Source organism: Streptomyces puniciscabiei (assembly GCF_006715785.1).
In the GTDB taxonomy this organism is placed as follows: domain Bacteria; phylum Actinomycetota; class Actinomycetes; order Streptomycetales; family Streptomycetaceae; genus Streptomyces; species Streptomyces puniciscabiei.
In genome coordinates this window covers 3839629-3852970 of sequence record NZ_VFNX01000001.1, presented here as the reverse complement: position 1 = coordinate 3852970, position 13342 = coordinate 3839629, and the positions used below count along the sequence as shown (strand labels likewise).

The window sequence follows — 13342 nt, the reverse complement described above, 5'->3', positions numbered from 1 at the left end:
CGGTCCCGGCGGCCCGGCACCTGCCTCGACCCTCGACCCCACAGGGGACGCGTATGACCTCAAGTTCCGATGTGATCGAAGAAGCCCGTCAGGCCACCGACACCTCCACCCCCTCCGCCACGCTGGGCGGCGAGCAGAAGCGCTCGATCGAACAGATCACGCTGCTTTTGTTCATCACCGTGCCGTTCCTCGCGCTCGTGGCGGCTGTGCCGCTGGCCTGGGGCTGGGGGGTGAGCTGGCTCGACCTGGGCCTGCTGGTGTTCTTCTACTTCCTGGGGTGCCACGGCATCACGATCGGTTTCCACCGGTACTTCACCCACGGCTCGTTCAAGGCCAGGCGGCCGCTGAGGATCGCGCTGGCGATCATGGGCTCGCTGGCGGTCGAGGGGCCCCTGGTGCGCTGGGTGGCCGATCACCGCAAGCATCACAAGTTCTCTGACGCGGAAGGCGACCCGCACTCCCCGTGGCGGTTCGGGGAGACGGTTCCGGCGCTGATGAAGGGCCTGTGGTGGGCGCACATCGGCTGGATGTTCGACGAGGAGCAGACCCCGCAGGACAAGTACGCGCCGGATCTGATCAAGGACCCGGCGATCCGGGCGATCTCCCGCCAGTTCGTGCTGTGGACGGCGACGTCCCTGCTGCTGCCGCCGCTGATCGGCGGTCTGGTGACGATGTCCTGGTGGGGTGCGTGCACCGCGTTCTTCTGGGGTTCACTCGTGCGGGTGGCGTTGCTGCACCACGTGACGTGGTCGATCAACTCGATCTGCCACGCGGTGGGCAAGCGGCCGTTCAAGTCGCGGGACCGTTCGGGCAACGTGTGGTGGCTGGCGGTGCTGTCGTGCGGCGAGTCCTGGCACAACCTGCACCACGCCGACCCGACCTCGGCGCGGCACGGTGTGATGCGCGGCCAGATCGACTCCTCGGCGCGGTTCATCCGGATCTTCGAGCTGCTCGGCTGGGCGTACGACGTGCGCTGGCCGTCACGCTCGCGTATCGATTCGCGCCGTAACACCGGGGAAGACGGCTCCCGGCGCCGGAAGGAGACCGCGAAGGCGGCATGATTGACGCCGTGGCGACCGACTCCAGCAGCACCTCCAGCAATGAAAAGCCGCGGCGGACCCGCCGGACCCGTATGACCGGTGCCGAGCGCCGCCAGCAGCTGCTGGAGATCGGTCGCACCCTCTTCGCGGCGAAAGGTTTCGAGGGCACCTCGGTGGAGGAGATCGCGGCGAAGGCCGGGGTGTCCAAGCCGGTGGTGTACGAGCACTTCGGCGGCAAGGAGGGGCTGTACGCGGTGGTGGTGGACCGTGAGATGCGCCGCCTGCTGGACATGGTGACCAGCTCGCTCACGGCCGGCCACCCGCGCGAGCTGTGCGAGCAGGCCGCGTTCGCGCTGCTGGACTACATCGAGGAGTACACGGACGGCTTCCGCATCCTGGTCCGCGACTCCCCCATCCCCCAGTCGACGGGTTCCTTCGCCTCCCTCATCTCCGACATCGCCACCCAGGTGGAGGACATCCTGGGCCGCGAGTTCAAGTCCCGCGGCTTCGACCCGAAGCTGGCCCCGCTGTACGCGCAGGCGCTGGTCGGCATGGTCGCGCTGACCGGCCAGTGGTGGCTGGACGTGCGCCGCCCGAAGAAGGCCGAGGTCGCGGCCCATCTGGTGAACCTGGCCTGGCACGGCCTGGACGGCCTGGAGCAGAAGCCGCGGCTGATCGGGCACCGGAAGGCGTAGCCCGCCGACGGCTGCGGGAGGGTGCGTACGGTTACCGGGGCTGGAGGAACTCCAGCCGGTTGCCCACCGGGTCCTGCGAGTAGAAACGCAGGTGGCCGGGGAGGTTGTCGTCCCAGGTCACCTTGGCGCCCTTGGCGGTGAGCCGGGCGGCGTACGCCTCGATCTCCGTGACTCTCAGGCCGGGGTGGGCCTTCTTCGCGGGCCTGAAGTCCTCCTCGATCCCGAGATGCAGCTGCACGGCACCCGCCTGGAACCAGCAGCCGCCGCGCGCCGCCGGCACCGGCGGCTTGGGGATCTCCGTCATCCCCAGCACGTCGACGTAGTACGCCCGCAGCGCGTCCTCCGACCCGGGCGGGGCCGCCAGCTGCACATGGTCGACCGCGGCGAGCATGTTCAGGCCTCCTTCACGGCGACGGCGAACAGGCGGCGGAACGGCAGGACCGTGCCGTACGGCGCGCTCGGGTAGGCCTGCCGCAGCAGGTCCCGGTACTCGGCCAGGAACGCGTCCCGTGCCTCGGGGTCGTCGGCGAGCGCGGTCAGCGCGGGCCGCAGGCCGGTCCCCTTCACCCAGTCCAGGACGGGATCCTCGCCCTGCAGGACGTGGTGGTACGTCGTCTGCCACACGTCGGTCGCGCAGCCGAGGCGGGCGAGGCGGTCCAGGTAGGCGCCGGGGGTGTGCACGGAGTCGGTGCGGCGCAGGACCTCGGCGAGGCGGGACTTCCAGCGCGGGGTGGCGGCGAGTTCGCGCATCAGGGCGTGCAGCGGGGCGTCGATGTTGTCGGGCACCTGGAAGGCGAGGGCGCCGCCGGGCCGCAGGCCGGCGATCCAGTCGGCGAACCGGTCGGTGTGCCCCGGCACCCACTGCAGGGTGGCGTTGGAGACGATCAGGTCGTACGGCTCTCCGGGCGCCCAGGTGCGCACGTCGGCGTGGGCGAAGTCCAGCCGGCCGCCCCCGGCTGTGGGGCCCTCGTGCCCGGTGTGGGCCGCGTCGAGCATCTCGGACGAGTTGTCGTACCCCGTGACGTGGGCGGCCGGCCAGCGTTCGGTGAGCAGCACGGTCACGTTGCCCGGGCCGCAGCCGAGGTCGGCGATGCGGGGTTGCCCTGCGGGCGGTTCCGTGGGCAGGGCGGGGACGCGGGCGAGGAGGTCGGCGAAGGGACGGGCGCGGTGACCGGCGTGCCGCAGATACTGCCCGGGGTCCCAGATCGGTGTCGTCATGCCTCCACTGTCCCCCGCCATTTCTCTTGATGTCAAGAGACTTTAGATCAAGAGACTTCATGTCGACACAACCACTACACTGATCTCCATGGAGGACGAGGTCGATCGGCTGGTCGCAGCGTGGCGCCGGGAACGTCCGGACCTCGACGTGGAGCCGCTGGAAGTGCTCAGCCGGGTGAGCCGGCTCGCCCGGCATCTGGACCGTGCGCGCCGGCTCGCCTTCGCCGAACATCAGCTGGAGCCGTGGGAGTTCGATGTGCTGACCGCGCTCCGGCGCGCGGGCACGCCGTACCAGCTCTCCCCCGGTCAGCTGCTGACCCAGACCCTGGTCACCTCGGGCACGATGACCAACCGGATCGACCGGCTGGCCAAGAAGGGCCTGGTCGAGCGGCTGCCCGATCCGAGCGACCGGCGGGGTGTGCTGGTCCGGCTGACCGACACCGGCCGGGACCGCGCGGACGAGGCGCTGGCCGGCCTGCTGGAGCAGGAGCGGGCGATCCTCGCCGAGCTGTCCCGCGCCCAGCGCGCCGAACTCGCCGGTCTGCTACGCCAGTTGACCGCCCCGTTCGACAACATCCCCGGTTAGCTCGGCCGGTCCGACCCCCGCACGGCGGGCGAGTGCGACGGCGGCCAGCGTGGAGTGGACGCCCAGCTTGCCGAGGACGTTCTGCATGTGGGTGCGCACGGTGTGCGGGGAGAGGAACAGCCGCTCGGCGACGGCCTTGCGGCCGAGGCCCGCGACCATGCAGCGCAGCACCTCGCGTTCGCGCGGGGTGAGGGACTCCACCAGCCGCTCGCTCTCGGTGCGGTGCCGGCGGGCGGCCGTCAGCTCCCTGAGCACGCCGGTGAGCAGGGCGGGCGGCAGATGCGTCTCGTCGCGCAGCACGCCCCGGATCACCGTCAGCAGCCGGGACAGCGAGCAGTCCTTGGCGACCCACCCGGAGGCACCGGCCTGCAGCGCGAGCGCCGCCCGCCGGGGATCGTCCTTCTCGGCGAGCACCACGATCCGCACGGCGGGCTGGGCGGCCCGGACCCCGGCGACCAGCGATATACCGTCGACCAGCCCGTCCTCGCCGCCCTCCTGCACCGGCACGGGCACGGCCGGACGGGTGCCGGGCACGTGGCCGCCCAGGTCGGAGTCGACCAGCAGCACGTCGAAGCGGCGACCCTCACCGGCCGCCCGCTCCAGACAGCGCAGCGCCGCGGGGCCGCTGCCGGCGGCGGAGACGTCGACGTCCGGCTCGGCCGCCAGGGCGGCCGCGAGCGACTCGGCGAAGATGCGGTGGTCGTCGACGACCAGGACTCGGATACGAACCACGAAACCCCTCCCGGACCGGGCCTGGTCCTCCGGAGGACGACGACCCGCGCGGATACGGCCACCCACGGAAAAAGGACGCGCGCCGCTTCGGCCGCCGCCGTCGCGGAAACTGCTACCCCCACCGCGGGCGCCGTACCCGCCTGTCTCGCCCCCTGAACAGCACCGGCCCCCACCGGTGCTGTTCCACAGAGTACGGATGGGAGCACGCAGCGGAAGGAGATTTGCAGAACTGGCCGCCCAGCGTGTTTGTCGTGTGCCACGAGTTTCGTATTGAGGCGGAAGTCGACAGTCTGGCGGACAGCCGTGATCCCCGGCGGTCCGCCGGGGATCACGGAGGCGCTCCGGAGGCAACCTCCGCCTGCCTTCGCCCCTAGGCCGTGCGCCCCAGGATTTCACCCGTGAGTGTGCCGAGGAGGCCTTCTTCCTGTTCCGCTTCGTCGGGGGACTGTGCCGCCGCAGCACCCCTGCTGTCGGCGGCATGGTGGTGCCGGGCGCTCGGTCCGTCGCCGGCGGGCTGGGGCCGAGGTGACGCGGATGCGCCGGTCACGCCGATCGTGGCGAGCAGGACGGGGGTGGCGATCACGATGGCCAGGGCTCTGCGTACACGCATATTTTCTGCCTCATATTGGCTTATACCGGACAACAAGGTGCCGCGACATTACCCGGGCCTTCGGTACGAAAAACCGCTCACCGGACCGATCACTCGCTCAGCTCAGCCGGCGCGCCCCCGCCGAGGGCACCGCCTCGAACACCCGAGGCGCGGTGTGGCCCGCCGCGGCGAACGCCTCCTCGATCGCCTTGGTGAGGGTGTCCACCTCGGCCGCCTCCGTCAGGACGATCGCCGAGCCGCCGAAGCCGCCGCCGGTCATCCGGGCGCCGAGCGCGCCGTTCGCCAGGGCGGTGTCGACGACCAGGTCCAGCTCCGGGCAGGAGATACGGAAGTCGTCGCGCAGGGAGGCGTGGCCCTCGGTGAGGACGGGGCCGATCGCGCGGGTCTCACCGGCGCGCAGCAGCTCGACCACCCGCTCCACCCGCTGGTCCTCCGTCACCACATGGCGGACCAGGCGAACCACCTCCTCCTCGTCGCCGAGGCGGGCGAGGGCCGCGTCCAGCTCGGCGTACGGAACGTCCCGCAGGGCGTCGACGCCGAGCAGGGCCGCGCCCTTCTCGCAGCCCGCCCGCCGCTTGCCGTACTCGCCGCCGCTGTGGGCGTGCTTGACCTGGGTGTCCACGACCAGCAGGCGCAGGCCCTCGGCCGCGAGGTCGAAGGGGATCTGCCGCTGGGACAGGTCACGGGTGTCCAGGAAGAGCGCGTGGCCCTGCTCGCAGCAGGCCGACGCCGTCTGGTCCATGATCCCGGTGGGCGCGCCGACGTAGACGTTCTCCGCGCGCTGGCACAGCCGGGCCAGCCGCCAGCGCGGCAGGTCCAGTGCGAACAGGTCGTTCAGCGCGAGCGCGATCACGACCTCCAGGGCCGCCGAGGAGGACAGGCCGGCTCCGGTCGGGACCGTGGACGACAGGTGGACGTCCGCGCCGGTCACGCCGTGGCCCGCGTCGCGCAGCGCCCAGACCACGCCCGCCGGGTACGCCGTCCAGTTCGCGTCGCTCCCGGGCGCCAGGGCGTCCAGGGACAGCTCCACGATGCCGCCGTCGATGTCCGCCGAGTGCAGGCGCAGCACGCCGTCGGTGCGGCGCGAGACCGCCGCGACCGCCCGGTGCGGCAGCGCGAACGGCATCACGAAGCCGTCGTTGTAGTCGGTGTGCTCACCGATGAGGTTGACGCGGCCGGGTGCCGCCCACACTCCCTCCGGCTCGGCGCCGTACAGCTCGGCGAAGCGCTCCGCGACCTGCTGTGCCCCCACTAGTGCTCCTTCGTGATGCTCTGCGCGAACTCCCACGCGTCCGCGACGATGCCCGCGAGGTCCGCGCGGGTCGGGTTCCAGCCCAGCTTCTCGCGGGCCGTGTCCGCCGAGGCGACCAGGACGGCCGGGTCGCCTCCCCGGCGCGGGGCCACGATCTCGGGGATCGGGTGGCCGGTGACCTGCCGGACCGTCTCGATCACCTGGCGGACGGAGAAGCCCTCGCCGTTGCCGAGGTTGCAGATCAGGTGCTCGCCCGGGCGGGCCGCCTTGAGGGCCAGCAGGTGGGCCTCGGCCAGGTCCGCGACGTGGATGTAGTCGCGGACGCAGGTGCCGTCCGGGGTCGGGTAGTCGTCGCCGTAGACGGAGATCGCCTCGCGGCGGCCCTGGGCGACCTGGAGGACCAGCGGGATGAGGTGCGACTCGGGGTCGTGGCGCTCGCCGTACGCGCCGTGGGCGCCGGCCACGTTGAAGTAGCGCAGGGAGACCGCGGCCAGGCCGTGGGCGTTCGCCTCGCTGGTGATCATGTGGTCGACGGCGAGCTTGGAGGCGCCGTAGGGGTTGGTCGGCCGCGTCGGGGCGCTCTCCACGATCGGGACCTGCTCCGGCTCGCCGTACGTGGCGGCCGTGGAGGAGAAGACGAGCGTGCGCACGCCCGCCTCGCGCATCGCGCCGAGCAGCGCCATCGAGCCGGCGACGTTGTTGTCCCAGTACTTCTCCGGCTTCACCACCGACTCGCCGACCTGGGAGGACGCGGCGAAGTGCAGCACGCCGTCGTAGGAGGGGTCGAGCCACTTGGCGGCGTCGCGGATGTCGCCCTCGACGAAGGCCGCGCCGGCGGGCACGCCCGCGCGGAAGCCGGTGGAGAGGTTGTCGAGGACGGTGACCTCGTGCCCGGCCTCCAGCAGGTGCTGGGCCACCACGCTGCCGACGTAACCCGCGCCACCCGTCACCAGGTACTTCATGAACTCGCTACCTCTCGCAGTCGCTCGGCCGCGCGCTCCGGCGGCACGTCGTTGATGAACACGCTCATGCCGGACTCGGAACCCGCGAGAAACTTCAGCTTGCCGGAAGTGCGGCGGATGGTGAAAAGCTCGAGGTGGAGCGCGAAGTCGTCGCGCGTGACCCCCTCGAACTCCTCCAGCGCGCTGAACGGAGCCTGGTGCCAGGCCGCGATGTACGGCGTCGGAGGCTCACCCGCAGCGTTTTCCCCTCCGTCCCCGCCATCGAAGATCCGGTCGAAGCGCCTCAAGAGTTCCAGATAGACCTGGGGGAATTCTGTGCGCGCCGCCTCGTCGAGGGCGAGCAGATCGGGCACGCGGCGCTTGGGGTACAGGTGGACCTCGTAGGGCCAGTGCGCCGCGTACGGCACGAACGCCACCCAGTGTTCACCCTCAAGGACGACCCGCTCACCGGCCAGTTCCCGCTCCACCACGGCGTCGAAGAGGTTCTCGCCGCCGGTGGCCTCCTTGTGCGCGGCGAGCGAGCGGAGCATCAGCGCGGTGCGCGGGGTGGTGAAGGGGTATGCGTAGATCTGTCCGTGCGGGTGGCCCAGGGTCACGCCGATCTCGGCACCGCGGTTCTCGAAACAGAAGACCTGCTCGACGGCGGGCAGATGCGACAGCTCCGACGTGCGGTCCGTCCACGCGTCCAGCACCAGGCGCGCCTGCTCGACGGTCAGGTCGGTGAAGGAGGCGTCGTGGTCGGAGGTGAAGCAGACGACCTCGCAGCGGCCGGAGTCGCCGGCGAGGGAGGGGAACCGGTTCTCGAAGACGACGACGTCGTACGACGAGTCCGGGATCTCGCTCAGCCGGTCGCCCTGCGTGGGGCACAGCGGGCACTCGTCGGCCGGCGGATGGTAGGTGCGGCCCTGCCGGTGGGAGGCGACGGCGACCGAGTCGCCGAGCAGCACGTCACGGCGGACCTCGGACGTCGTACGGGTCGGCTCCAGTGGACGGCGGTCGACGGCGTCCCGCACGGCGTCGTCCTTGAGGTCGTAGTAGATCAGCTCACGACCGTCGGCCAGCCGTGTCGAGGTCTTCTTCAACGCCGGACTCCTCTACGTCCCGCACCCAATCACTCAACACAATCAAACATAACAGACCACAACTCGACAACGTCCAGGCGCATCACAATCAAACAAAGAACACCAACAGAAGTGTTCAATTTCTGAACGCGGAGGCGTAGGTTCCGCTCTGGATCAGTTCGCGCAACGAAGCGAGTACTCATGCAAACCCCCACAGACAGTCCCCTGTACTTGGCGGCGGCGCTACGGCTCCCCACCAACTGGCTGGACTACACGATCCTGGCGATCTACTTCGTCGTCGTGCTCGGGATCGGCTTCGCGGCCCGCCGCTCGGTGAAGACCAGCCTCGACTTCTTCCTGTCCGGACGCTCGCTGCCCGCCTGGATCACCGGCCTCGCCTTCATCTCGGCGAACCTGGCGGCCACCGAGATCCTGGGCATGGCCGCGAACAGCGCCCAGTACGGCGCGTACACCGTGCACTGGTACTGGATCGGCGCCATCCCGGCCATGGTCTTCCTCGGCCTGGTGATGATGCCGTTCTACTACGGCAGCAAGGTCCGCTCGGTCCCCGAGTTCCTGCTGCTGCGCTTCGACCGGGGCGCCCACCTGCTCAGTTCGATCCTGTTCGCGTTCGCCGCCATCCTGATCGCGGGCGTCAACCTGTACGCCCTCGCGATCGTCGTCGAGGCCCTGCTGGGCTGGCCGCAGTGGGTCGCGATCGTGGTCGCCGGCGCGTTCGTGCTGGCGTACATCACCCTCGGCGGTCTGTCCTCGGCGATCTACAACGAGGTGCTGCAGTTCTTCGTGATCCTGGCCGCCCTCATCCCGATCACCGCCCTCGGCCTGAAGAAGGCCGGCGGCTGGGACGGCCTGACCCACAAGCTCACCGCGACGCACGGGGCGAACTTCACCACCGCCTGGGGCGGCACCGGCATCGGACACGTCAACCCGCTCGGCGCGAACTGGCTGACCATCGTCCTCGGCCTCGGCTTCGTGCTGTCCTTCGGCTACTGGACGACCAACTTCGCCGAGGTGCAGCGCGCCCTGTCCGCGAAGAACCTCTCCGCCGGGCAGCGGACCCCGCTGATCGCCGCCTACCCGAAGATCTTCATCGTCTTCCTGGTGATGATCCCGGGCCTGGTCGCCGCCGCGCTCATCCCGAAGTTCGGCACCGCGGGCTCCGGCTACCAGTACAACGACGCCATCCCCTTCCTGATGCAGGAACTGCTGCCCAACGGCGTGCTCGGCATCGCCGTCACCGGTCTGCTCGCCGCCTTCATGGCCGGCATGGCGGCCAACGTGTCGTCCTTCAACACCGTGTTCACCAACGACATCTGGGCGAAGTACGTGGTGCGCGGCCGCGAGGACGCCTACTACGTCCGGTTCGGCCGCCTGATCACCGTGATCGGTGTCCTCGCCTCCGTCGGCACGGCGTTCCTGGCGTCGTCGTTCTCGAACATCATGAGCTACCTGCAGACGCTGTTCTCCTTCTTCAACGTGCCGATGTTCGTCGTTTTCATCGTCGGCATGTTCTGGAAGCGCGCGTCCGCCAAGTCCGGCTTCTGGGGCCTGCTCGCGGGCACCGTGACCGCGATGGTCAACTACTTCGTCTTCTACAAGAAGGGGATCATCGCCATCCCCTCCGACCAGGGCGCCAACTTCGTCTCCGCGATCGCCGGCTTCGTCGCCGGCGCGGTCGTGATGGTCGCGGTGTCCCTGTTCACCAGGCCCAAGCCGGCCGAGGAGCTGCAGGGCCTGGTCTACGGCACCCGCTCCCCCGGCATGTCCGAACCGCCCGCGCCCGGCGACGAGGCCTGGTACCGCAGGCCGGCCCTGCTGGGCTGGGGCGCGGTCGTGCTGGCCGCCGTCTGCTACGTCCCGTTCTCGTTCTGACGCGGGAGGATCGAGGAAACCATGTCTGAACACCCCGAGCACCCTGACCGTCGCCACCACTACACCGAGGACGAGGTGGCGCGGGAAGTCACCGACCTGGAGGGCAAGTCCGCGACCGCGGCGCGCATCTTCGACCTGCGCCGCATCATCGGCGGCCTGTTCGTGGTGTACGGCGTCATCGTCACGATCGCCGGTATCACCGACTCCCAGTCCGCCATCGACAAGGCCCAGGGCGTCAACATCAACCTGTGGACCGGGATCGGCATGCTCCTGCTGGGCATCTTCTTCCTGGCCTGGCTGAAGCTCCGCCCGACTCCGCCGCCGCTTCCTCCGGAGGGGTTGCCGGAGGAGAGGCAGGGGGAGTAACGCACCGTTTCCGTCTGCGGGTGCGTGGGGGCTGGTCGCGCCCACGCGGCGGAGCCGCATGTCGACACAGCCCCGCGCCCCTTCCGGGGCGCTGCAGGGCCGTCGCTTCGTAGTGCCGCCGGCACCGGCGCAGGGCGTCTACTCGGTGCCGGAACCCAACGGCCCCGCCCGGTCCAGCAACCCCGTGCGCGCGGCCAGCGCCGCCGCCTCCAGCCGCGACCCGACGCCCAGCTTCATCAGCACGCGCTGGACATGGGTGCGGGCCGTGCTCGGTGCGATGCCCATGCCGGCCGCGATCAGCCGGGTGTCCTCCCCGTCGGCCACCCTGACCAGCACCTCCACCTCCCTCGGCGTCAGCATCGACAGCAGCCGCTGCGCCTCGTCGTCGGGCTGCGCGGCCGGGTTGAGCAGCTCCCCGAACGCCCCCTGCAGCAACTGCGGCGCCACCGCGGCCTCGCCCGCCCGGGCCTTCATGATCGCCCGCTCGACGCCCTCGATCCGCTCGTCGTGCCGTACGTACCCCGACGCCCCGGCGGCGAAGGCCGCCGCGATGCCGCGCGGCGAGGGCACCGGGCCCAGCACCAGCACCGCCACCTGCGGCCGCTCCCGTTTGATCTTCACCACCGGGTCGAAGACACCCGGTTCGGCCGGTGCCGCCGTACCCAGCAGGCACACCTCCGGCGCCCGCGCGATCACCAGGTCCGCCGCGCCCGCGGCCGGCGCCGCCGCGGCGAGCACCCGGTGCCCGCGCAGCTTGAGCGCCGACGCGAGCGCCTCCGCGAGCAGGCGGTGGTCGTCGACGACCATGAGCCGCACTCCCATAGAGCAACCCCCCAGTCCCCCCCATGGATGCCCCACTATGGACGCCCACCGGTCCACAAGGACAGAGGGCCCCCCGGCACCTCCGCCTTCCACATGCCCCCGGAAGCTACACGCTTGTTCGACGTCGCGCTGCCCCTCTTGACGAGAAGTGCCCCGGATCGATGAAATCCGGGGCACTTCTCGGTAAGTCACCCATTCGGGCGAAACCCGAAGGCGGCGTCGGCGAGGCGGTCAGCTCTTCGGGCCGAACGCCACGACCAGGTACTTCTTACCGGCCGACTCGCCCTTCTTGGTCGCGAAGACGTCCGACATGTACAGACGGCCGTGCCCGAACAGGATCTCCGCGTAGTCCGGCAGCATGCTGGTCTCCGCCTGCCGCACGCTCTGCGTGGCCGGGTTCTCCAGCAACTTGGTCTCCTTGAACGACCCGCCGTCGATGCTGACGACCTGACCGCCCTTGTCGTACGGCGGCCGCTTGTAGGCGAGCAGGTTCGGGCCGTCCATGCGCAGCGGGGAGAGCGTGTAGCCGTCCCCGGCCTCGGCTCGCTGACCGGTCGGCTTGCCGGTGTTCAGGTCGAAGGAGACGATCTCGTTGGTGTTGCTGAAATCGCCGGTGCCGTCGTGCTCCGCGGTCGGCAGGTACAGCTTGCCGTCGCCGACGACGACCTCCTTGCAGTCCTCGATGCGGCTGCTGCTGTCGCACTGGCCGCCGTAGGTCTTGCTGGGTGCGGAGATGTGGGCGAGCAGCTTGCCCGTCTTGTCGTCGATGGAGAAGTAGTCCAGGGCTCGGCTCTCGTCGCCGGCTTCGGCGGCCACCACCAGCGGGTCGGTGGAGACGACCGAGGCGTAGCCGATGCCCGGGTCCATCCGGTACTCGGAGATCACCTTCCCGGTCCTCGGGTCGAGGGTCTGGATGAGCAGCCGCTCGTTGTCCGAGTCTCCGCAGTGGCGCACCGCGACGAGCTTGGTGCCACCGCCGTAGCCGCCGTCGTAGCAGTCGTCGCCCGGCTTCGGCAGCCACAGCGGCTTGCCGGAGTCGAGGTCGAAGGCGGCACCGCCGTCGCTGTCGCCGACCGCGACGGTGCGCTGGGCGACCGTCACGTTCTGGTAGTCGACCGGGTAGTCACCGGACTTGACCGTCTTGGTCCAGAGCTTCTTCCCCGAGGTGAGGTCGACGGCCGCGATCTGGCTGCAGCCCGCGATGGTCTTCGCCGTGTCCCACGTCGGCTGGTAGGTGATCGCGGTCTTGCCGTCCGTCGTGGCGTGCTTGCTGGCCGCACAGACCGGGCCGGGCAGCTTGAGCGTCCACAGCTTGGTGCCGTCGGCCGGGTCGTAGCCGGTGATCTCGGCGACGCCGGTCTTGGCGTACACCTTGTCGGTCAGCCAGGAACCGACGGTCCTGACGAGGTCGTTCGCGGTCGGCATGGGCTCCTGGAACAGCAGCTGCCCGGAGGGGTCGGCCGGTGGCTTCTCCTGGCCGCCGCCCGTGCTCCCGCCGCTGCCGTTCTTGCCGCCGGTGCCGCCGCTGGAGGACGCGGTGTCGTGCTTCTCGTCGCCGCCTCCCGAGCCGGCGTACCAGATGCCGCCGCCGACGATCAGCGCGATGGCGACGACCGCCGCGACGACGATGAACAGCACCGTGTTGTTCCGCCCGCCGCCGCTCTGCCCCGGCTGCGGCTGCATCGGGACGGTCGGGGGCTGGCCCGGATAGCCGTAACCCGGCTGCGTGGGCTGCGCGTACGGGTTCTGCGGCTGGCCGGCGTAGGGAGCGGCGGGCGGCTGGCCGTAGGCCGGGGGCTGCTGGCCGTACGGGTTCTGCTGCGCGCCGGGGTAGCCGTAACCGGGCTGGGGCGGCTGCGGGGCGGGCGCGGCCTGCGGGTAGCCGTAACCGGGCTGCGGCTGCGGGGCCGGTGCGGCCTGCGGGTAGCCGTAGCCGGGCTGCGGCTGCGGCTGCGGGGGCTGAGGAGGCTGCTGCGGGGGCTGGTTCGGGGTCGGGGGGCCGAAACCACCCTGCTGCGGGGGCTGGTTGGGCGGCGGAGGGGGCGGCTGGGTCATGGGACGGGTACCTCGTGAGGCCGGGAAGGCCGGACGGCGAAGGGATTCGG

General features: G+C 70.6%; 14 protein-coding genes. 5 read left to right on the top strand and 9 right to left on the bottom strand.

What is annotated here, in order from left to right; genetic code table 11:
* Positions 1-53: 53 nt before the first annotated feature.
* Both FB563_RS17870 and FB563_RS17865 read left to right on the top strand, forming a co-directional pair.
* Positions 54-1061: an acyl-CoA desaturase gene (locus FB563_RS17870; RefSeq protein WP_055704857.1), complete on the top strand. Its 1008-nt coding sequence runs from the start codon at positions 54-56 to the stop codon at positions 1059-1061.
* Entirely contained in the window at positions 1058-1735 is a 678-nt protein-coding gene (locus FB563_RS17865) for a TetR/AcrR family transcriptional regulator (protein ID WP_055704858.1), read from the top strand. Before FB563_RS17870 ends, FB563_RS17865 begins: the two co-directional genes overlap by 4 nt.
* A 31-nt stretch (positions 1736-1766) precedes the next feature.
* Here FB563_RS17865 and FB563_RS17860 read toward each other — a convergent pair whose 3' ends face one another.
* Positions 1767-2126, bottom strand: a complete 360-nt coding sequence (locus FB563_RS17860) for a VOC family protein (RefSeq protein WP_055704859.1) — start codon at positions 2124-2126, stop codon at positions 1767-1769.
* Between the two features lie 2 nt (positions 2127-2128).
* A complete protein-coding gene (locus FB563_RS17855; RefSeq protein ID WP_055704860.1) occupies positions 2129-2953 on the bottom strand; it encodes a trans-aconitate 2-methyltransferase in 825 nt (274 codons plus the stop codon).
* A gap of 88 nt (positions 2954-3041) precedes the next feature.
* On the opposite strand from FB563_RS17855, the gene tamR reads away from it, so the two are divergent.
* Positions 3042-3539, top strand: a complete 498-nt coding sequence (tamR, locus tag FB563_RS17850; RefSeq protein ID WP_055704861.1) for a MarR family transcriptional regulator TamR — start codon at positions 3042-3044, stop codon at positions 3537-3539.
* Here the strand turns inward: tamR and FB563_RS17845 are convergent.
* From FB563_RS17845 to galT, 5 genes are all read right to left on the bottom strand, one after another.
* Positions 3498-4271: a LuxR C-terminal-related transcriptional regulator gene (locus FB563_RS17845; protein ID WP_055704862.1), complete on the bottom strand. Its 774-nt coding sequence runs from the start codon at positions 4269-4271 to the stop codon at positions 3498-3500. The two genes, tamR and FB563_RS17845, sit on opposite strands and share 42 nt — an antisense overlap.
* A 370-nt stretch (positions 4272-4641) precedes the next feature.
* Positions 4642-4881, bottom strand: coding sequence for a hypothetical protein (locus FB563_RS17840; protein WP_055704863.1), 240 nt, complete (start codon positions 4879-4881; stop codon positions 4642-4644).
* A gap of 97 nt (positions 4882-4978) precedes the next feature.
* Positions 4979-6133, bottom strand: coding sequence for a galactokinase (gene galK / locus FB563_RS17835; protein ID WP_055704864.1), 1155 nt, complete (start codon positions 6131-6133; stop codon positions 4979-4981).
* Entirely contained in the window at positions 6133-7095 is a 963-nt protein-coding gene (gene galE, locus FB563_RS17830; protein WP_055704865.1) for a UDP-glucose 4-epimerase GalE, read from the bottom strand. Before galE ends, galK begins: the two co-directional genes overlap by 1 nt.
* On the bottom strand, positions 7092-8177 hold the full coding sequence (gene galT, locus FB563_RS17825; RefSeq protein WP_055704866.1) for a galactose-1-phosphate uridylyltransferase: 1086 nt from the start codon (positions 8175-8177) through the stop codon (positions 7092-7094). The genes galE and galT overlap by 4 nt, the downstream gene beginning before the upstream one ends.
* 180 nt (positions 8178-8357) lie before the next feature.
* Here galT and FB563_RS17820 point away from each other — a divergent pair, with 180 nt between their 5' ends.
* Together FB563_RS17820 and FB563_RS17815 are read left to right on the top strand one after the other, a co-directional pair.
* A complete protein-coding gene (locus FB563_RS17820) occupies positions 8358-10049 on the top strand; it encodes a sodium:solute symporter family protein (RefSeq protein ID WP_055704867.1) in 1692 nt (563 codons plus the stop codon).
* A gap of 21 nt (positions 10050-10070) precedes the next feature.
* Positions 10071-10415, top strand: a complete 345-nt coding sequence (locus FB563_RS17815; RefSeq protein ID WP_055704868.1) for a hypothetical protein — start codon at positions 10071-10073, stop codon at positions 10413-10415.
* 138 nt (positions 10416-10553) lie between these two features.
* Here the strand turns inward: FB563_RS17815 and FB563_RS17810 are convergent, their stop codons facing one another.
* Both FB563_RS17810 and FB563_RS17805 read right to left on the bottom strand, forming a co-directional pair.
* Positions 10554-11237, bottom strand: a complete 684-nt coding sequence (locus FB563_RS17810; RefSeq protein WP_055704869.1) for a helix-turn-helix transcriptional regulator — start codon at positions 11235-11237, stop codon at positions 10554-10556.
* A 231-nt stretch (positions 11238-11468) separates the two neighbouring features.
* Positions 11469-13292 (bottom strand): outer membrane protein assembly factor BamB family protein, encoded by a 1824-nt coding sequence (locus FB563_RS17805; RefSeq protein ID WP_142218782.1) that lies wholly within the window; start codon positions 13290-13292, stop codon positions 11469-11471.
* Between the last annotated feature and the right edge of the window lie 50 nt (positions 13293-13342).